The organism is Microbulbifer maximicatervae (SeqCode), assembly GCF_052467225.1.
The window spans coordinates 775,989-796,200 of record NZ_CP174303.1 but is presented as its reverse complement, the minus strand read 5'-3'; the positions used below and the strand labels follow the sequence as shown (position 1 = coordinate 796,200).

At 54.4% G+C, this 20,212-nt stretch carries 18 protein-coding genes and 1 tRNA gene; 12 read left to right on the top strand and 7 right to left on the bottom strand.

Features of this window, described 5'->3' with window-relative positions; all coding sequences use genetic code 11:
• Positions 1-114: 114 nt before the first annotated feature.
• From gpmI to ACJJIZ_RS03425, 3 genes are all read left to right on the top strand, one after another.
• A complete protein-coding gene (gene gpmI / locus ACJJIZ_RS03435) occupies positions 115-1,662 on the top strand; it encodes a 2,3-bisphosphoglycerate-independent phosphoglycerate mutase (protein WP_444915215.1) in 1,548 nt (515 codons plus the stop codon).
• On the top strand, positions 1,662-2,789 hold the full coding sequence (locus ACJJIZ_RS03430; RefSeq protein WP_444915214.1) for a murein hydrolase activator EnvC family protein: 1,128 nt from the start codon (positions 1,662-1,664) through the stop codon (positions 2,787-2,789). The genes gpmI and ACJJIZ_RS03430 overlap by 1 nt, the downstream gene beginning before the upstream one ends.
• A 373-nt stretch (positions 2,790-3,162) precedes the next feature.
• Positions 3,163-4,521 carry a S41 family peptidase gene (locus tag ACJJIZ_RS03425; protein WP_413663753.1) on the top strand — a complete coding sequence of 453 codons (1,359 nt, stop codon included), beginning with the start codon at positions 3,163-3,165 and terminating at the stop codon, positions 4,519-4,521.
• 51 nt (positions 4,522-4,572) lie between these two features.
• On the opposite strand, the gene hisF is transcribed toward ACJJIZ_RS03425, so the two are convergent.
• Genes hisF through hisB form a run of 4 tightly spaced genes read right to left on the bottom strand, consistent with a single transcriptional unit; the run spans position 4,573 to position 7,354 of the window.
• The gene (hisF, locus tag ACJJIZ_RS03420; protein WP_444915213.1) at positions 4,573-5,334 is read right to left on the bottom strand and encodes an imidazole glycerol phosphate synthase subunit HisF; all 762 of its coding nucleotides are present in this window, start codon (positions 5,332-5,334) and stop codon (positions 4,573-4,575) included.
• Entirely contained in the window at positions 5,334-6,065 is a 732-nt protein-coding gene (gene hisA / locus ACJJIZ_RS03415; protein WP_413663754.1) for a 1-(5-phosphoribosyl)-5-[(5-phosphoribosylamino)methylideneamino]imidazole-4-carboxamide isomerase, read from the bottom strand. The genes hisF and hisA overlap by 1 nt, the downstream gene beginning before the upstream one ends.
• Before the next feature lie 48 nt (positions 6,066-6,113).
• On the bottom strand, positions 6,114-6,767 hold the full coding sequence (gene hisH, locus ACJJIZ_RS03410; RefSeq protein WP_282930764.1) for an imidazole glycerol phosphate synthase subunit HisH: 654 nt from the start codon (positions 6,765-6,767) through the stop codon (positions 6,114-6,116).
• On the bottom strand, positions 6,767-7,354 hold the full coding sequence (gene hisB / locus ACJJIZ_RS03405; RefSeq protein ID WP_282930763.1) for an imidazoleglycerol-phosphate dehydratase HisB: 588 nt from the start codon (positions 7,352-7,354) through the stop codon (positions 6,767-6,769). Before hisB ends, hisH begins: the two co-directional genes overlap by 1 nt.
• A 101-nt stretch (positions 7,355-7,455) precedes the next feature.
• Between hisB and ACJJIZ_RS03400 the strand changes: the two genes are divergently transcribed.
• The 6 genes from ACJJIZ_RS03400 to ACJJIZ_RS03375 all read left to right on the top strand — a co-directional run bounded on the left by ACJJIZ_RS03400 (position 7,456) and on the right by ACJJIZ_RS03375 (position 13,939).
• Positions 7,456-7,770, top strand: coding sequence for a hypothetical protein (locus ACJJIZ_RS03400; RefSeq protein WP_444892326.1), 315 nt, complete (start codon positions 7,456-7,458; stop codon positions 7,768-7,770).
• An 83-nt stretch (positions 7,771-7,853) separates the two neighbouring features.
• Positions 7,854-9,956 carry a TonB-dependent receptor gene (locus ACJJIZ_RS03395; RefSeq protein ID WP_444915212.1) on the top strand — a complete coding sequence of 701 codons (2,103 nt, stop codon included), beginning with the start codon at positions 7,854-7,856 and terminating at the stop codon, positions 9,954-9,956.
• A gap of 165 nt (positions 9,957-10,121) precedes the next feature.
• Positions 10,122-12,281 carry an AsmA family protein gene (locus ACJJIZ_RS03390; protein ID WP_444915211.1) on the top strand — a complete coding sequence of 720 codons (2,160 nt, stop codon included), beginning with the start codon at positions 10,122-10,124 and terminating at the stop codon, positions 12,279-12,281.
• 79 nt (positions 12,282-12,360) lie between these two features.
• A complete protein-coding gene (mutY, locus tag ACJJIZ_RS03385; RefSeq protein WP_444916183.1) occupies positions 12,361-13,446 on the top strand; it encodes an A/G-specific adenine glycosylase in 1,086 nt (361 codons plus the stop codon).
• A gap of 15 nt (positions 13,447-13,461) precedes the next feature.
• The gene (locus ACJJIZ_RS03380; RefSeq protein WP_282930759.1) at positions 13,462-13,737 is read left to right on the top strand and encodes an oxidative damage protection protein; all 276 of its coding nucleotides are present in this window, start codon (positions 13,462-13,464) and stop codon (positions 13,735-13,737) included.
• 126 nt (positions 13,738-13,863) lie between these two features.
• Positions 13,864-13,939, top strand: a tRNA-Phe gene (locus ACJJIZ_RS03375).
• A 327-nt stretch (positions 13,940-14,266) separates the two neighbouring features.
• Here ACJJIZ_RS03375 and ACJJIZ_RS03370 read toward each other — a convergent pair.
• From ACJJIZ_RS03370 to ACJJIZ_RS03360, 3 genes are read right to left on the bottom strand one after another with little or no spacing between them, the layout of a single operon-like run.
• Positions 14,267-14,413, bottom strand: a complete 147-nt coding sequence (locus tag ACJJIZ_RS03370; protein WP_444915210.1) for a hypothetical protein — start codon at positions 14,411-14,413, stop codon at positions 14,267-14,269.
• A complete protein-coding gene (locus tag ACJJIZ_RS03365) occupies positions 14,400-14,588 on the bottom strand; it encodes a hypothetical protein (RefSeq protein WP_252083780.1) in 189 nt (62 codons plus the stop codon). Before ACJJIZ_RS03365 ends, ACJJIZ_RS03370 begins: the two co-directional genes overlap by 14 nt.
• A complete protein-coding gene (locus ACJJIZ_RS03360; protein WP_444915209.1) occupies positions 14,585-15,130 on the bottom strand; it encodes a hypothetical protein in 546 nt (181 codons plus the stop codon). Before ACJJIZ_RS03360 ends, ACJJIZ_RS03365 begins: the two co-directional genes overlap by 4 nt.
• Positions 15,131-16,088: 958 nt before the next feature.
• Here ACJJIZ_RS03360 and ACJJIZ_RS03355 point away from each other — a divergent pair.
• From ACJJIZ_RS03355 to ACJJIZ_RS03345, 3 genes are all read left to right on the top strand, one after another.
• Entirely contained in the window at positions 16,089-17,003 is a 915-nt protein-coding gene (locus ACJJIZ_RS03355; RefSeq protein WP_444915208.1) for a restriction endonuclease, read from the top strand.
• A gap of 87 nt (positions 17,004-17,090) precedes the next feature.
• Positions 17,091-18,782, top strand: coding sequence for a class I SAM-dependent DNA methyltransferase (locus tag ACJJIZ_RS03350; RefSeq protein ID WP_444915207.1), 1,692 nt, complete (start codon positions 17,091-17,093; stop codon positions 18,780-18,782).
• Positions 18,772-20,202, top strand: coding sequence for a restriction endonuclease subunit S (locus tag ACJJIZ_RS03345; protein WP_444915206.1), 1,431 nt, complete (start codon positions 18,772-18,774; stop codon positions 20,200-20,202). The genes ACJJIZ_RS03350 and ACJJIZ_RS03345 overlap by 11 nt, the downstream gene beginning before the upstream one ends.
• The last annotated feature ends 10 nt before the right edge of the window (positions 20,203-20,212 follow it).

The window sequence follows — 20,212 nt, the reverse complement described above, 5'->3', positions numbered from 1 at the left end:
TCCGCCCCAGCCTCTTTGTAATCCGGCTTAAGCTAAATAACATGGTGAAATACCAGCCCCACAGGTTAAAATCCGCGTCCGCAATTTAACCCTTGGAAGAGGAATACTGTCGCTATGGCCGCTACGCAAGCCCCGCAAAAACGCCCCCTGGTCCTGCTGATTCTGGACGGCTTCGGCCACAGCGACAATCCCGAGCACAATGCGATTCACGCAGCCAAGTCTCCGGTCTGGGACAATATCTGGGCGACCCGCCCAAAAACCCTGATCCAGACCTCCGGGATGGCGGTGGGCCTGCCCGATGGACAAATGGGCAACTCGGAAGTCGGCCATATGACACTGGGTGCCGGTCGAGTGGTCTACCAGAACTTTACCCGGATCAACAAAGCCATCCAGGACGGCGACTTCTTCCGCAATACCGCTTACACCACTGCGGTCGATAAGGCTATCGCCAACAACGGCGCCGTCCATATTATGGGACTCCTGTCCGAAGGCGGCGTACACAGCCACGAAGATCATATTGTTGCCATGATAACCCTGGCGGCACAGCGCGGCGCCCGCGCTATTTATGTACACGCGTTTCTCGATGGCCGCGACACCCCACCGCGCAGTGCCGAACCCTCCCTGGCGCGCCTGATGCAGGTGTGTGACTCCGTCGGCAATGCCCATATGGCTACCCTGGCCGGGCGCTACTTCGCCATGGATCGCGACCAGCGCTGGGAGCGCACCGAGTCCGTTTACGACATGCTGACCCTGGGTACAGCAGAGCACAGTGCCAGTGACGCCCTGGCAGGACTGGCCTCGGCCTATGAGCGCGGTGAAAACGATGAATTTGTCGCGCCAACGGTGATTGGCGAGCCCGCTCCCATCCAAGACGGCGATGCCCTTATCTTTATGAATTTCCGCCCGGATCGCGCGCGCCAGTTAACCCGCGCTTTTACCGAGCAGGACTTCAGCGGCTTCGAGCGCAAAGCCAAGCCGCAGCTGGCGGACTTCGTCATGACGACCGAATACGCTGCCGATATCCACGCCAGCTGTGCCTTCCCGCCAGAAAACCTGGTCAACTCCCTCGGCGAGTACTTGTCTGCAGAGGGCAAAACCCAGCTGCGCATCGCCGAGACAGAGAAGTACGCCCACGTTACCTTCTTCTTCAGCGGCGGCCGCGAAGAGCCCTACAACGGCGAAACCCGCGAGCTGATCAAGTCACCGGATGTGGCCACCTACGACCTGCAACCGGAAATGAATGCGCCAATCGTCACTGACAAACTGGTAGCGGCGATTGAGAGCGGCGAGTACGACGCCATTATCTGCAACTACGCCAACGGCGATATGGTCGGCCATACCGGTGTTTTCGAGGCGGCAGTAAAAGCCGTCGAAGCCCTGGACCAGTGTGTAGAGCGCGTCGTAAACGCCGCTCTGGCTGCCGGCGGCGAGGTGCTGATTACTGCCGATCACGGCAATGTGGAAGAGATGTTCGACGCCAACTCCGGCCAAGTCAGCACCCAGCACTCCACTCTGCCGGTGCCTTTTGTTTATATCGGCGAGCGCAATGTGCAAATGTGTGACGGAGGTAGTCTGGCGGATGTAGCACCAACCATGTTAGCGTTGATGGATCTGCCACAGCCGACGGAAATGACCGGCCAAAGTTTGGTAAAAATGGACTGATGAAAACTCTCGTACTCTTCCTGATCACACTGATTTCTCTACCCGCCTGGAGCCAGGCTGAGGGAGATGAGCAGGCGCGCCTGGCGCAAATCAAGCAACGCATTGAGTCCCTGCAACAGGAACTCAACCAGGTGCGAGGCCAGCGCGACCAATTGCTCAAGGATTTGGAAGAGAACGAGAAAGATATTTCCGGGCTGCACCAGCGCATAGACAAGATCAAACAGGATATGCGCAGCCGCTCGGACAAGCTGCGCGAACTCCAGCAGGAACAACAGCAACTGCAAGAGTCGCGACGAAGTATGCAGCGGCGGGTCGAGCAGGAGATCGCCGCCGCATACCGACTAGGCCGACAGGAGCAGATCAAGCTCCTGCTCAACCAGCAAGATCCACAGAACGTCGCCCGCCATCTCCGCTACCACGATTACTTCCTCCAAGAACGCAGCCGCATCATAGACACTTACCTGGAAACCCTCACCTCACTGGAAACCGTATCCGCCTCCATTGAGCGCGAGCGCGAAACCTTGAAAGCGGAGCGAGAGCAGCTGCAGAAACGCCAGAGCAAACTGCGCGTCGCACAGCAGAATCGCAAGGACACGCTGGATAAACTGGCGGCGCGGCTCTCCGATGGCAGCGGTGAACTCAAGCAGCTCCAAGGGGATCGCACACGCCTGCAAAAATTGATCGACGAAGTAGGCCGCGCCATCGCCTCACTGGTAAACCCCAGCGAGCAAAAGCCCTTTGCGCGCCAGCGAGGCCGAATGCAGTGGCCGGTTGATGGCCGCCGCGCCAATGCCTATGGACAGCGTCGCGCCAATGGCATCACCTGGAAAGGTGTCACCTTGCGCGCCAATGAAGGGGAGCCCGTGCGGGCGATCCACCGCGGCCGCGTGGTTTTCTCCGATTACCTGCGCGGCCACGGCATGCTGGTTATCCTGGATCATGGAGAGGAGTACATGAGTCTCTACGCCCACAACCAGTCCCTCACCCGCAATATTGGCGAGTGGGTGGAAAGTGGTGACACCATCGCTCGGGTTGGCAATAGCGGTGGACTCAGCCATAGCGGTGTTTACTTCGAAATTCGCCACCGGGGTAAAGCGCAGGACCCTACAGTTTGGTGCCGCTCCTGATCGGGGCTGGCACTGAGGGCATAATACGAGGCGCAAAAATCTCGGGCATTTTCCACGCACCCGTTATAGAGCCCCCTCGCAAATCACAGCGATCGGGATTACACACCCGCCTAATGCTCTCCACTTCATCTCACGACTCCCGCCGCTGTGCTAATTAAATGAGAAAGCATCACGACGAAAAGCTGCGGCGTAGCGGCTTTTTTATCGCCAAAAGAGAATAAGAGCGGGAGCCAACCCAGGTGTAAGACCCCTGGGCTTATGACGACTAAGATCGTGACACTGTAGAATTTGGCGTCCGCTTAGAATCCCTGCCAATCTCTGCGGTCTACACTTTCGCAAAGCAGCGAAGAAATAAGGCAGAGGTCACAACAACATGTTTATCCCCAAGGCGCTGACAACCTTGATCGGCGCAGCCGCTCTGACAGCCCTGCCTTTAATGGGTTTGACCGACGGCGATAGCCATTCCCAGGTGGCTGCAGACACTGAAGCCCGCCTGCCGCTGGAAGATCTGCGCAGCTTTGCCAAAGTTTTCGAGCAAATTCGCCAGGGCTATATCGAGGAAGTGGACGACCGCACCCTATTGGAATACGCCATCAAGGGCATGCTGCAGGGCCTAGACCCCCACTCCTCCTACCTTGATCGCCGATCCTTTGACGATTTACAAGCCAACACCACCGGCGAATTTGCCGGCCTCGGGATCGAGGTGGGCATCGAAAACGACCATATCACCGTCGTCACCCCCATGGACGACACCCCCGCCTCCCGCGCTGGCCTCAAGGCCGGCGATGTCATACTGCGCTTGTCGGGCAAATCCATGAAGGGCGTGAGCCTGGATGAAGCGGTGGAGTGGATGCGCGGGCCCAAAGGAAGCAGTGTCACCCTGACCATCGCTCGCAAAGGTTTTAAAGAACCTTTCGATGTCACTCTCAAGCGGGACACCGTGCGCGTGCGCAGTGTGCGCAGCAAAGTCCTCGATGATGGCTACGGTTATCTGCGCATCAGCCAGTTCCAGCTGGACACCGGCGCCGATGTGGCCGACGAGCTGATCAAGTTGCAGAAGAAAGGCGCACTTAAAGGGCTGGTTATCGACCTGCGCAACAACCCCGGTGGCGTGCTGCAATCCTCGGTGGAAGTAGCGGATGCATTTTTGGAAGAGGGCCTGGTGGTCTACACCGAAGGTCGCAATGAAGCCGCCAACCTGAGCTATTCCGCCGAGCCGGGCGATTTAACCGAAGGAGCTCCGCTGGTTGTATTAATCAACGCGGGCTCCGCCTCTGCAGCGGAAATTGTCGCCGGCGCCCTACAGGATCACCGCCGCGCAGTGGTGATGGGCACCGACAGCTTCGGCAAGGGATCGGTACAAACAGTAATCCCTATCAATAATGAACGCGCCATCAAGCTGACAACCGCGCTCTACTTCACTCCCAATGGCCGCTCAATCCAGGCCCAGGGCATCACACCGGATATCGTGGTAGAGCGGGTGAAAGTCACCCGCTTGGACGACTCTCCCAGGCCCACTGAAGCTGATTTGGCCGGGCATCTGGACAACGGTAACGGTGGTGCCGACCGGACTTCTGAAGACCGCTCGAGAGAACAGGAAGAACGGGAAGACTGGATGGATCGTGACAACCAAATCTTCGAAGCCCTCAATGTACTCAAGGGCCTCAATCTCTACGCTCACAGGGACAGGGGTTTGCGCGAGCGCCTTGCCCGCGCAGACGAACAGCAGTAAGCAAAGTACGGCGGGCCCAGGGCCCGCCGTGCAAGACTACCCCAGCATTACCTACAACCGCATTTCAATCCCCGCGCTGTGCATAAACGCTTTCGCCTCGGCAATGGTGTATTCGCCAAAGTGAAAAATACTCGCAGCCAATACCGCATCCGCACCGCCGTGCAATACGCCATCCGCCAGGTGCTGTAGATCTCCCACACCACCAGAAGCAATGACTGGCACTTGAACCGCCTCAGTAACTGCCCGGGTCAGGGCCAGGTCAAAACCGTTCTTGGTACCGTCGCGATCCATACTGGTCAGCAGGATTTCGCCGGCACCGTATTCGGCCATCTGCCGAGCCCAGGCCACTGCATCAATGCCAGTGGGCTGGCGCCCGCCATGAGTGAAGATCTCCCAGCGACCCTCTCCCACCTGTTTGGCATCAATGGCCACCACAATACACTGGCTGCCAAAGCGCTCGGCGGCCTCGCGTACAAACTCGGGATTTTTCACCGCCGCTGAATTGATTGCAGTCTTGTCCGCACCGGCATTCAGCAGATTGCGGATATCTTGCAAGGTGCGCACACCGCCGCCGACAGTGAGGGGGATAAACACCTCGTGGGCCATTTTCTCCACGGTGTGCAGGATGGTATCGCGCTGTTCGTGGGTGGCGGTGATATCGAGGAAGGTAATTTCATCCGCGCCCGCTTCGTTGTAGCGGCGGGCAATTTCCACCGGATCGCCGGCATCGCGGATATCGACAAAGTTAACGCCCTTCACCACGCGGCCGTTGTCTACATCCAGACAGGGAATAATACGTTTTGCCAGAGCCATTACTTGTTCCGTTGGTCGCAAAGCTGCTGCGCTTCGCGCAGGTTCAACTTGTCTTCGTAGATCGCCCGGCCGGTAATCGCACCGTAGATTTCACCGGCATCCAACAGCTGTTCGATATCCTCGATGCTGCTGACACCGCCGGAGGCAATAATGGGCACCTGCACTGCGCGGGCCATTTCCAGAGTCGCCTCAATATTGACGCCTTGCATCATGCCGTCGCGGGCAATATCTGTATAAACAATAGAGCTGACGCCACAATCGGCAAAGCGCTTGGCCAGTTCTGTCGCCTTCAGCTCGGAGACCTCAGCCCAGCCCTCAGTAGCCACCAAGCCATCTTTGGCATCGAGCCCGACAATAATATGGCCCTCAAACTCGCGACACGCCTCTTCCACCAGCTTGGGATTTTTTACCGCCGCAGTGCCGATAATCCCCCACTGCACACCGGCATCCAGATAGCGCTCGATAGTGTGCAAATCGCGAATGCCTCCGCCAATTTGCACCGGTAAATCGGGAAACTGTTTGGCGATAGCAGTTACCGCTTCACCGTTCACCGGGTTGCCGGCGAAGGCGCCATTCAGGTCCACCAGGTGCAGTCGCTTGGCTCCCTCGTTCACCCAATGCTGAGCTGTAGCCAGGGGATCATCGGAAAATACAGTGGCGTCATCCATCTCGCCCTGGCGCAGGCGCACGCATTGGCCGTCTTTTAAATCTATCGCGGGAATTACAATCATGTCTTTTCTTACGTCGGCAGTAATTTCAGTGTGATCGGTGAGCTGGGTCTATTGGGCCCGGCCGTTCCAGTGGACAAAGTTCTTTAGCAGCTGCAAGCCAGCCTCGGCACTCTTCTCCGGGTGGAACTGGGTGGCGAAGATATTCTCCCTGGCAACTGCGGCAGCCAGGGGAATGCCGTATTCGGCTTGCCCGGCAATATCCGGATTTTCAGCAGCCGGCACATAGTAGCTGTGGACAAAGTAGAAACGGCTGCCATCGGCAATATCGGCCCACAGGGGGTGCGGCTGACGCTGCTGAACACTGTTCCAGCCCATATGGGGCACCTTGAGCCGTTCAGCACTCTGCGCCGGGGGAATGTTGTCGCCGAAGAACTTCACCGGCTCCGGGAAAATCCCCAGGCAATCAACGCCATTATTCTCCTCGCTGTGGTGCATCATAATCTGCATACCCACACAGATACCCAGCACCGGGGTACCCACACTGATAGCCTCGCGAAGCAGCGGCGAAAAACCCGCCTCGACAAACCCTGCCATACAATCCCGAATGGCACCCACACCGGGCACCACCAGGCGCTCTGCGCCCTCGGCCTGCTCCGGAGTTTGTGCCAGCACCACCTCGGCCTCCGGCGCCACCTTGTTCAGGGCGCTGGCCACCGAGTGCAGGTTGCCCATACCGTAATCGAGTACCGCAATCTTACCCATCACAAGACTCCTTTGGTGGAGGGCATGGTGCCGGCCATACGGGGGTCCGGGGTCAACGCCATACGCAGGGCGCGGCCAAAGGCTTTAAATACAGTTTCCACCTGATGGTGAGCGTTGTGGCCACGCAGGCAGTCAATATGTACGGTTACCAGCGCGTGATTGACGAAGCCCTGGAAGAACTCAAAAAACAGTTCAGTATCAAAATTGCCGATCCGCTTCTGGGTGAAAGGCACATCCATAACCAGGCCGGGCCGCCCGGAGAAGTCGATTACGACCCGGGAGAGCGCCTCATCCAATGGGACATAGCTGTGGCCGTAACGGGTCATCCCCTTTTTATCTCCCAGCGCTTCGGTAATGGCTTTGCCCAGGGTAATGCCGATATCTTCCACCGTATGATGGTCATCGATATGAATATCGCCATCGCAGCTAATGTCCATGTCGATCATGCCGTGGCGGGCAATTTGATCGAGCATATGCTCCAGGAAAGGAACCCCAGTCGCGAACTTGCCATGACCTTGGCCGTCCAGGTTAACGCTGACTTGAATCTTGGTTTCCAGGGTGTCACGGGTGACGCTAGCTGTACGCATCGAAAGCGATCCTTATTTGCACGATAAGACAGAGGGCGCAAATTATAGGATGAATGACATCCCCTGTGGCTCTCTAGTGTCAGATGAAACTTGATTCGTAATTGTTTAGCCCTATCATGCACCGCATGGTTACTCTAAAGCGCCGAAAATCCCATTACTGGGCCAGCCTGTTCCTGTTACTCGCCGTAGTAGCAGCTCAGCCGCTGTGGGCGGAGCACTTCCACCTGGGCAATACCCAGGTAGAGATGTGTGACCTGTGTTGCATGCATTCACCTGCAGCACTCGGCAGCGAGCCATTGCTCGTACAGGCTGAGCCCCAAAGTCACTACGAACGGCCCTCTGCGCCAACCGCGCGCGATTGCCAGCCAGAGCGCCAGAGTGCGCGCGCCCCTCCCTTCTTCCTGTCACTCAGCTAACACCCAAAAACCGATATTTTTTTAATGAATGCCCGCGCTGGAGCGCGTATGGCATTGTCCGCCTGTGACAGGAATAAAAAACAATGACTAAGTTCAATACTTTAGCCCTGGCTATTGCCAGCTTGGCCGTGCCCGCTATTTGCGCCGCAGAAGACAGCAACAAACTGGAAGAAGTTAACGTCACCGTATCTCCCCTGGATAAGCCCGCCGACGCAGTAGCTGCCCCGGTATCGGTGCTCTCCGGCGAGACCCTGCGCAAAGCCGCTTCCGCCACCCTGGGCGAAACCCTGAAGAACCAGCCGGGAGTGGCCAACGCCTCCTTCGGCAGTGGCGTGGGCCTGCCAGTTATTCGCGGCCAGAGCGCCAACCGGGTGAAGATCCTGAATGACAACCTAGATGTATCTGACGCCTCCAACACCAGCGCCGATCACGCTGCCAGTATCGAACCTCTACTGGCGGAGCGCATCGAAATACTGCGCGGACCGGCGGCACTGCGCTACGGCAGCGGCGCTATCGGTGGGGTGGTAAATATTATCGACGGTCGCATCCCCACTGAGGTACCCGAGGAAGTTGAAGGCGCGGTTGAGATGCGCCACGACACTGCCAACAGCCAGGATGCCTCGGTATTCCGCTTTACCGGCGGTGCCGGGCAGCTGGCCTGGTACTTCGACGGTGTCTATCGCGAAAATGACGATACCGAAATCCCCGGCCTCGCTATTGTCGAGCACGAGGAACACGAAGAGCACGACGAGGACGAAGGCGAGCACGAGGAAGAATTCAACACCGACGGCTACGTCGGCAACACCAACGCCCGCGCCCACAGCTACAGCGGTGGAGTTTCCTGGATTACTGAAAGTGGCTATATCGGTCTGTCAGTAAACAAGCTTGAGAACAACTACGGCATTCCCCTCGGCACTCACGAGCACCACCACGATGATGAGGAGCACGACGAGGACGATCACGAGGAACACGAAGAGCATGAGGAGGAGAGCGAAGCCGAAGCTGTGCGTATCGATATGGCGCAGACTCGCTACGACCTCAAAGGCGAGCACCGCTTTAACAGCAACTATTGGGACAAGTTACGCCTGCGTATCGGCTATAACGACTACGAGCACGTAGAGTTGGAAGAGGACGCAGCCGGTACCCGCTATGCCAACGAAGCCTGGGAAGGTCGCTTGGAAATCACCCACGACAGCGGTAGTGAGTGGCGTGGCGCCTACGGTCTGCAGTTGTCCGATAAAGACTTTACCTCTGACGAAGGGGCATTTATCCAGCCCTCCCGCACCCGCAGCGCCGGCCTCTTCACTATGAAGGAACGCGAATGGGGCAACTGGCACCTGGACCTGGGCGCGCGTATTGAGCGTGTCGATGTCGACCCGGAGACCGCAGAGGATCGCGACTTCAACCTGTTCAGCACCAGCGCTACCCTGCAGTACTTCCTGCAAGAGCACCAGCATATCAGCGTCGGTGCCACCCGCTCCGAACGCGCCCCGGTAGCCGAGGAGCTATTTGCCGATGGTGAGCACCTGGCCGAGTCCCGCTATCTCATCGGTAACAGCGAACTGGACAAAGAGCGATCCATTAATCTGGAGTTGGGCTATCACCACCACAACGAAGCGGCCAGTGGCTGGCATGCAGCGCAGATTGAAGCCAGCGTCTTCTACAACCGCATCGGCGATTACATCTACGCGCAAAACACCAATGAGTTGTTTGAAGAAGAGCTGCCCATCTACGCCTATGGCAACCGCGATGCCACCTTCTACGGTGCTGAAGCCTCGGTGAAATTTCCCCTGCGCAGCAACTTCTACCTGACTCTGTTTGGCGATGTTGTGCGCGCGAGCTTCGACGAAGATATCGCCGGTGAGAGTTCCGATGTGCCGCGCATGCCTCCCCTGCGCCTGGGTCTCGCCCTGGGAGCAGAGTACGACCAGTGGGGTTGGGAATGGCGCACAGTCGAAGCTGCGGACCAGGATCGCGCCGGCGCCTACGAAGAAGAAACCGACGGCTATACCCGCATGGACCTGAGTGCCCACTACAACTTCAACATCGGCAGCAGCGACGCGGTGATCTTCGCCAGCGCCCGCAACCTGCTCGACGAAGAAATTCGCAACTCCACCTCACTACTGCGCGACTACGCTCCTGAAGCTGGTCGCAGCGTCGAAGCCGGTGTGCGGTTTATTTTCTAATAAACACCTGCTTCAATGGCCCCGCAGTGCTTTCCCAGCCTCGCGGGGCTGCATCTCCTACAATTCCGGCATAACCTATTTGTAGAAGTGCGCGGGAACATCGAGCCGCGCTGCGGCGTCATATGCGTGACACCACACGACAAATACACAGGGACAATGCTCTCCATGGCCTGGATAAAGCGCACTTTTATCGCACTTTTAATCGTTTTCCTGCTACTCGCTGGCGCCGTCGCCTGGCTGTTAGCAGGACTCGACATCAACCAATACAAACCCCAGTTAGAAAAACTCGCTGCCAAGCAAGGCATCTCCCTGCAACTGGAAGGTGATATCGGCTGGCAACTGTGGCCCAAGCTCGGCCTGCAACTTGAAGATGTACAGCTGGCACCATTAAAGCTACCAAAACAAACTCTGGTGAAAGCAGAAAAAATTGCCATTGGCGTGGCCCTCAAGCCACTACTGCAACGCAAAGTAGAGGCTGAGGAGATAGTCCTGGTAGCTCCGCAAATTGAGCTCACCGTCGACAAAGAAGGGCGCGGCAACTGGGAGCTGATCAGCGAGGCCCTGGAAGCGCAGAGCAAGCAACCTCCCAAACTCTCCATCCCCAAGGAACAGGAAGAGCCTTCACAACAACAGGTCGACCTGAGCCTGCAAAAGCTGCGTATCGAGAAGGGCGTGGTGCTCTACAGCGATGCCCAGACTAACAAAGAGTACAAAGTCCAAGACCTGCAGGTAAGCGTTATTAACCTGGTACCGGGTGGCGAACCGGGCAAACTCACTGCCGCAGCAGACCTTACCGGCAGCGACCTCAAACACCCGCTGAAGCTAAAAATTGACAGTACCCTCGCCCTGGATGAGGGCCTCAATGGGCTGCGCCTGCAACCGCTACAAGTAGACCTCACCTCTGAGAACAGCGCCAAGGCCAGCCTACATATGCGCGGCTACCTGCGCAGGGACAGCAACACCCAACCCTGGCGTATACAACTAAACGTCAACGCCAATGCCGACCCTCTGCGCCCCTGGTTTGAACTGACGGGCACCGAAATCGATACCCGCGATAAAGCGGCACTGCAAAAGCTGAGTATCGAAGCGAGCGTGGAAGGTACCGAGCAAAAGCTCGACCTGACACCGCTGCAATTGAAACTGGACGACGTCACCTTTAGCGGCAACGCCCAATTGCGCAACGCAGAAATGCCCGGGCTGGACCTGAACCTGCGCGGCGGCGCCTTTAACCTGGATAACTATCTGCCCCCTTCGAACGAAGATGAGGCTGGAGCCGCTTCGGCGGAACAAACCGAGGGAGTGGAAGCACAGAGTGCGCAAGCTCCCGCCGCTGAAGGCAAAAAGCAGGGAGAGCAGGCGACAAAGAGTGATCAAACTGAAACCGCAGAAAAATCAAAGAGAACAGTAGCTGCCAAGCCGCCCGAGGCAGAACCCCTTCCACTGAGCGACCTGCGCGGCTTCAACGCCAATATCAGCCTGGCACTGGACCAACTGCAAGCCGCTGACCTGCAAATGGACAGCCCGGAAATCCAACTCACTGTGGATAACGGCCTCTACCGACTGCAAAAATTGAGTGCCGATATCTATGGTGGCCAGCTGAACACGAATGGCCAGCTCAACGCTCGCGCCCAGTCCGCCGAGGCGCAGATGCGCGGTGGTCTCACCAATGTGGATATCGGCAAGGTCCAAGCTGCCCTCTTCCCCAGTGAAGACGTCCAGCTGGCTGGGGAAGCCAGCGTTAACTGGAGTGCCAGCACCAAAGGTAAAACATCCACAGCCTTAGAGAAAAACCTGCGCGCCTCCGTTGAGGTTTCCAGCAAGGAAATGTCGATTTCTCCATTCAACCTGGAGAAAAACATGTGCCAGCTGTTCAGCTACGCGGAAAATACCGAAATGCCCACCCGGGACTGGCCCAATAGCACCGGACTGCAGGACCTTCGCGCCACCATCGCGGTGAAAGGCGACCAGGTAGATGTGAGCGAAATTCTCGCCGGTATCGAAAATATCGCCCTGACCGGTGACGGAGAGGTGGACCTGAAGAAACAGGACTTCGACTTCAAGCTCGGCCTGGCCCTGGTGGGCGAGAGCACCTCCGCCGACGGCTGTACCGTGCGCAACAAGCGCTGGCGCAATCGCCCGCTGCCGCTGCGCTGCAAGGGCGACTTCGACGATGTGAACATCAGCACCTGTAAACCCGACAGCCGCCGCCTCGACGACTTGCTGCGGGAAGAACTGAAGCACAAAGCCGAAAAGAAATACGGCGATAAAGTTGAAGAAAAGGTCGACGAACTGAAAGAAAAATTGAAAAATCTCTTCGGCCGCTAAGGCCCCGCTAAAGTGCACCGGGGTCCACCCGGTGCACAACTCCAGCGTTCAACCACAGATTCCAGCCCGCAGTATCCCCATGACCCCAAAGCAGTTCCAAAATGCCGTCCTGAAATGGTTCGACAAACACGGGCGCAAAGACCTGCCCTGGCAGCAGGACATCAACCCCTATCGGGTTTGGGTGTCCGAAATCATGCTGCAACAGACCCAGGTCACCACGGTTATTCCCTACTTTGAGCGCTTTATGCAGAGCTTCCCCACCCTGGAGAGTCTCGCCCGCGCGCCTCAGGACAAAGTCCTGGCTCACTGGAGCGGCCTCGGCTACTACGCCCGCGCCCGCAACCTGCACAAGTGCGCCCAGACGGTTCTGGAGGAATACGGCGGAGAGTTTCCCCAGGACGTAGAGGAACTGACCGAATTGAGCGGCATCGGCCGCTCCACCGCTGGCGCTATTGCCAGTATCAGTATGGGACTCAGGGCGCCGATCCTAGATGGCAACGTCAAACGGGTGCTGGCCCGTTTTCACGCAGTGGAGGGCTGGCCCGGACAGACAGCGGTTGCCAATCAACTGTGGGAACTGGCCGAGACCTACACCCCGAACCAACGCGTTAACGACTACACCCAGGTGATGATGGACCTGGGTGCCACCCTGTGCACCCGCTCGAAACCACGCTGCGAGGAGTGCCCGGTGAAAAAATCCTGTGTGGCTCACGCCCAGGGCAACCCACAGGATTACCCCGGCAAGAAACCGCGCAAGGAAAAGCCGGTGCGCAGCGCCACCCTGCTCTTGCTTGAACACAAAGGTGAAATCTACCTGGAACAGCGCCCGCCCAGCGGAATCTGGGGCGGACTCTGGAGCCCGCCTGAAGCCGACAATAGCAGCGACTGGCTCAAGGCAAAGCGCTGGCGTGCCAGTGACGTCCAAAGCCTGCCGACCCTGCGACACACCTTCACTCACTTTCACCTGGATATTTCTCCGGTGTGGGTACAACTGAGCAAAGTCCCAGCACAGGTGGCGGAGAGCGGCGCTGGCTGGTATAAACTGCGGCGTTTAAACCGCCCTCGTGCGGCCCAGGAACTGGGGCTACCCGCCCCTATCGTCAAGCTGGCAAAACAACTACTGGCGCTGCAGGCTCCCCTGCTCACGCCGACCACTGCCGACTAAAACCAGGAGGAGTCCATGTCCAGAACCGTATTCTGCCGCAAGTACCAAGAGGAATTGGAAGGTCTGGATGCACCGCCCTTTCCCGGCCCCAAAGGCATGGATATCTTCGAGAACGTTTCCAAAAAAGCCTGGCTGGAGTGGATGTCCCACCAGACCATGCTGATTAACGAAAAGCACCTGAACATGATGGAACCCTCAAGCCGCGCCTACTTGAGCGAGCAGATGATGAAGTTCTTAAGCGGCGAGGAATACGACGCAGCCGACGGTTACGTTCCGCCGGAACAGCAGTAACACAAGGCCCCGAAGCTTCCCCGGCAAAGAAAAAAAACTTTTTTATAATCAAGGGGTTGACTCTGACCCGGGGAAGGGCTTTAATACGCGCCTCGCGACGCAGGGGAAGCCCAGCAAGATCGCAAAGCCCGGATAGCTCAGTCGGTAGAGCAGGGGATTGAAAATCCCCGTGTCGGTGGTTCGATTCCGCCTCCGGGCACCATATACAAAAGCCTCATCCGCAAGGATGGGGCTTTTTTTATGCCCGGACGGCCGGATAAGAATCGCCGATATGGTTCGAGCCGATGCGCCAGCATTGGCAAACGAGCGCGCAGCGCGAAGCCCACAGGGGCGGAACAGCCCAAAGGCTGTTCCGATTATTCCGCCTCCGGGCACCATATTAAAACCCGCGCAAGCACACGCTTTCGCGGGTTTTTTAATGCTTGATCAAAGCACTAAAGTTCCCGGCAGCGCCTGGTTCAATTCCACCAAACCCCCCGCCCCATCAACTAGAGGGTTTGTCAAAGGGGCATCAAATAGCAGCTACTGCCTATTTTTTCTTTCGGCTGTCACTAGCAAAGCGTTTTTGATCTTTCATCAACTTCAATCCAAGCTCCACCTTCTTAGCTTTATCCTTCAGCACGGATTTTCTACTTTTTAATTGTGACTGAATATCTCTAATCTCATCTATCTTCATTTCGCTTTAAAATCCTTTTTACATGTATCTCACTAGGGTTTGTAAGCTTGCCTCTCGGCTCATTATCGACATCTTTTTTTGCAAGCTCTTTCAGCTCTTCTATCTCTGGACGTAGTTTTTTAAGAGATCTTTTTATCTCTTCTCGCCCTTCTTTTGTTGTTGGATCATGCTTCATAACAACCTTCTCTTTTTCATCTGTCCAGGCACCTTTTGATGGTAGTAGGTGCGAGGACCAAAACCTACTGACTTATAAGTCTCTTCTAAATGGGCAAAAGGCTCAATTACCCATATTTCATCTGCACCGACAATATCAGCGAACAGGGTCGCGGCAGCAGAGATTACCGGAAGAGATCTCATCCCCAAAGGACTAGGCCTTACCGGTGTTGATTCAATAAAATCCAAGCGTACTTTTGAGCCGGCTCTAGAAGTTTGACCATATGCCAGCGCACCCAATGTCCCAGCTGAAGTAAGAGCAATTTCGAACCGATTTGGCTTATTTTGATAAGATTTAAATAGCTCAACCCAATCCCAACCACCCCTATCTCTTCTATATCCTTTGCCTTGAAGGTTCTCCCAGTTATTTGCAAGCTGGCAATCTCGCAATGTCACTCCTTTTGCATTAACACCAAAATCATTTCGAATTTCTTCAAATACAATTTCCCGGATAGCATTATATTTCTGCTCCTTTACATTGTGATCATGGCGACGTGGATACACGCATACTCTCCTTTATATAATTAACCCATGGTGCTTCTTGCAGGGATAAGACTTACAATTTTATCCAGGAGTATGAGGAGCTAGAATCATAAAGAAATTTAAAAAATAGTTTTATGACCACCTTGAGAACCAGGTCTCATCCAAGTATACATACAATAATTAATAGGCTAATTACTTATACGCAACGTACGTACCATCTAAGTGTGTTTATCACTTTTATTTTCAGTTCAAGAATACAATTCTCCGCAATCAGGGAAAGCTATGGACTCACCCCCGCACGGAAGGCAAATGGAAAAAAACGTACAATTTATAATTCAATACGTGGTTAATAGGTTTATTTATGGGTATTTAAAAATACATTCCAGAAAAATTTAAAGACTTAACTGATTATAAGTGCCGGAAAAAATTATTGAAAATGGATAGGGAGGGTCACCAAAACAGCCCCTGAAGCACTCACACCATCTAAAGAAGATTTAAAAATATGAAGAAAAATGAAAGTCTTGGTCTATTTAGCACAGTACAAAAATAACAGCATGAACTGATGTCGTTGCTAATATGAAGAGACAATACCGTTCTTTCAATACTCCACCCCACTATATTGAATAGCGCTCAATTTTCTCCGCTCAAACGTCCAAAATATTTGACCAAGAGAAAAACACTCTCGGCTTAGACCTGGCAATTTATTCTGCAAGCACCATTATTTCTTACTCTGTAGGCGCCGTAACTTGAAAGCCGTTTGCACTCTCATTCATCAAGCGGGCTCCACCAGCAACGTAAAGCTTACGCAGGCCCTCACTCTAGCTAAGTGGGCTTTGCTGTAATGGCTCCACCCTAACCCATCGCTCAGGAGCAACAAGCCACTGCCGCAGCACGCAGTAATCCACGTCTCCAAATACCCCAGCCTTCCCCAAAAATTTATGGTATTTTCTATCGCTTAAAACGGCGTCACAAAATCAAAATGCCTATTCCAAGTTATCAACAACTCTTCCGCCCGCTCTTAGCAGCCATAGAAGATGGCCGTGCTCACCAAATGGCCGACCTGCACGAGCGCCTAAGTACATTTTTTGAGCTAACCCAGGAAGAAATCCAGAGGCGTCTCCCCAGCGGCCGCCAAACCTATTTCCGCAACCGCCTCGGCTGGGCCCGCACTTATCTAGGCAAAGCAGGACTTATCGAAATCCCCGCACGCGGTAGCTGCAAAATTACCGACCGTGGCCGGCAAGCATTGGTCGACTGCCCTAATGCCATTAGCAACGCCTACCTGCGCCAATATCCGGAGTTTCTAGAATTCACCCGCGGCTCCCGTGAAACCGCTGATAGATCCCAGGCAACCACCACCGACAACGACCTAACCCCAGAAGAACGGCTACGCAGCGCCCACGCCGAGCTCAAAGACACCCTGGCAGACCAGTTGCTTACCCATATCAAGCAGTGCAGCCCGCAGTTCTTTGAGCGTTTAGTCGTCGACCTGATGCTCGCTATGGGCTACGGGGGAACCGCCGAAGACGCGGGCCTTGCCACCCAATACAGCGCCGATGGCGGTATTGATGGCATTATCAAGCAAGATCCGCTGGGACTAGACAGTATCTACCTGCAAGCCAAGCGCTACACCGAAAACACCATTGGCCGCCCAGAGATACAAAAATTCTGCGGCGCACTGGATATGTGCCGCGCAAAGAAAGGGGTATTCATAACCACCAGCCGCTTTAGCCAGGAAGCCCAAGCATTTGTGGGCATGATTGAAAAGAAAATCATCCTGATCGACGGCGACAAACTCACCGACCTAATGATCACCTATGGACTCGGCACTAGTGTCAAAGAAACCCTGACCCTACAAGCCATAGACTCCGATTACTTTAGTGAAGATGATTAATATCGGTCCAAACCTGCCCCATCAGCCGATGCAAGCACTGAAGAACACACCGAACAACCAAAAGATTTAACCAATAGTCGTAATTCCATGACCAACAGCGAAGAACAACAGTTTCTCAACGACCTCGAGAAAAAACTCTGGAATGCCGCCGACAAGCTGCGCTCCACCCTGGATGCCGCCCAATACAAACACACCGTACTGGGCCTGATCTTCCTCAAATATGTCTCCGATGCCTTCGATATCCGTTGCGCTGAACTCAAGCAGCAGCTCACCAATGCCGACCACGACTACTTCCTCGACCCCGACGATTTTGGCGGTCCCGACAGTGAAGACTACGCAGCAGAAATCGATATCGAACTGGAAGTGCGCGACTACTACCTGGAAACCAATACTTTCTGGGTGCCGCAGCAGGCCCGCTGGCAGTTTCTGCAAGACAACAACAAAGCCGTGATCGGTGGTGCTGAACTCAGCTTCCAGGACGAGAAAGGCCAGAACAAAACCCTCAAAATCAGCTCTGTCGGCCACCTGATTGATAACGCCCTGGAAGCCATCGAAGCCGACAACCCCAAGCTCAAAGGGGTGCTCAACAAGCGCTACACCCAGCTGCAAATCGACCAGTCCAAACTGGGTGAACTGATCGACCTGATCGCCACGGTGCCGTTCAACCACGCCAGCCTCAACAGTAAAGATATTCTCGGCCACGTCTACGAATATATGCTCGGCCAGTTTGCCCTGGCCGAAGGCAAGAAGGGTGGCCAGTTCTATACGCCCAAGTCTATCGTCAGCCTAATCGTGCAAATGCTCGAACCCTTCAGGGGCCGCGTATACGACCCGGCTATGGGTTCCGGCGGTTTCTTTGTGCAGTCCGAGCACTTTATTACCGAGCATCGGGGTAAGATTGGCGAAGTCTCTATCTACGGCCAGGAATACAACCACACCACCTGGCAGTTGGCTGCGATGAATATGGCCATTCGCGGTATCGACTTTAACTTTGGTAAAGAGCCGGCCAACACCTACACCAACGACCAGCACCCGGACCTGCGCGCCGACTTCGTTATGGCCAACCCGCCGTTCAATATGAAGGAGTGGGATACCGGCGTGGCCGAGGATGACAAACGCTGGCAATACGGCAGGCCGCCATCGGGCAACGCCAACTTCGCCTGGCTGCAACATATGCTGTTCCACCTGGCCCCCAACGGCAGTATGGGTCTGCTGCTGGCCAACGGCTCCATGAGTTCCAACACCAATAACGAAGGGGAAATCCGCAAGCGCCTGATCGAGGCCGACCTGGTGGAGTGCATGGTCGCCCTGCCCGGCCAGCTGTTTACCAATACCCAGATCCCCGCTTGCATCTGGTTCCTGAGCAAAAACAAAGGTGCGCGCACCTCCGCCGCCGGCAGAAAACTGCGCGACCGCCAAGGCGAAGTGCTGTTTATCGACGCCCGCAACCTGGGCTATATGAAAGACCGCGTGCTGCGGGATTTCACCCAGGAAGATTTAAACCAAGTTACCGAGACCTACCACAACTGGCAGGTAGGCGAAAACTACGAAGACGTACCGGGCTTTGTTAAAGCCGCCAAGTTGGAAGAATTGCAAAAGCACGATTTTGTGCTGACTCCAGGCCGCTATGTGGGTGCGGCTGCCGAAGAAGATGATGGTGAGCCCTTTGCCGAGAAGATGGCGCGTTTAACCGGCCAATTAAAAGTGCAGTTTGCAGAATCGGATCGTTTAGAAGCGGAGATTAAAAAGAATTTGGCGGGGTTGGGTTATGAAATTTGACACTGTTAGACTTGGTGAATTGCTTGAGCTCTTGACTGATTATCACGCTAACGGAGCATACAAAAAGTTAAAGGAAAACGTTGAGCTATTGGATGAGCCTGACTATGCGGTAATGATTCGTACGACTAATTTTGAACAAAATGAGTTTTCTTCAAATTTGAAGTACATTACCGAGAATGCTTATAATTTTTTAGCAAAATCTAAGGTACAAGCCGGCGATATTATCATGAATAAAATCGCTAATGCAGGTTCGAGTTACCTTATGCCGAAATTAGACAGACCTGCTTCATTGGCCATGAATCTGTTTTTATTACGCATTGACCCTGAGAAAGCCAATCCAACGTATGTTTACATCTATCTTAAGGTTCATGAGGCTTATGTAAAAAATTTCGCAAATGGGTCTGTTACCAAAACGATAACAAAAGAAGCTGTTAGAAATCTTGAAGTAAAATTGCCGGATAGAGCGATACAAGATTCGATAGTAGATATATATTTTTCATTATCAGATAAAATCGAACTCAACCGCCAAACCAACCAAATCTTGGAACAGATCGCCGAATCCCTATTTAAAAGCTGGTTTGTCGATTTCGAACCCACCCGCGCCAAGATCGCCGCGAATCAGGCCGCCCAGATGCGCCAGCAAGGCCAAAGCGACAGCGAAATTCTAAGTAAAATCCAGCAAGACCCATGCTGGACCAGCGCCCAGGCCGCCATCATCTCCCAAGGCAACCCCGAACAAGCCGCCATCGCCGCCCTTAACGGAGGCCAAGCCTTCGATACCCTAAGCGAAGCGCAACAAGCCCAACTTAAAACCACCGCTGCTTTGTTTCCGGATACGCTGGTGGATTCTGAGCAGGAGAAAATACCGGAAGGCTGGAGCATTGAGTCAATTTACAATATTGCTGATGTTATCTATGGCGCGCCATTTAAATCAAAGCTCTTTAATGAGGATGGAAAAGGCTTACCCTTGGTTCGTATTAGAGATTTAAAAAAAGAACGACCGGGAGTGTACACACCTGAAGTGCACAAGAAGGGATATTTAATTAAAAATGGTGACTTACTTGTTGGGATGGATGGCGAATTTAGGCCATACATTTGGGGTGGGAACGAAGCCTGGATGAATCAACGAGTATGCACCTTCAAACCAAAAAAAGGTATCTCATCTGTACTTGTGAGAGAGTTTATAACTCGGCAATTGAGATTCTTTGAGTTAACAGCAGTGGCAACAACAGTAATACATCTTGGTAAGGGCGATATTGATGGCTTTACTTATCTAGAGCCTAACAATGATCTACTGGAAGCTTTTAGCAAAAATTTAGAACCAATCTTTAAAAGAATTGTTGCAAATAAAGTTCAGTGCATAAATCTAGAGGAGATGAGAGATGCATTGTTGCCAAAGCTCCTTTCTGGTGACTTATAAGTAAGCAATA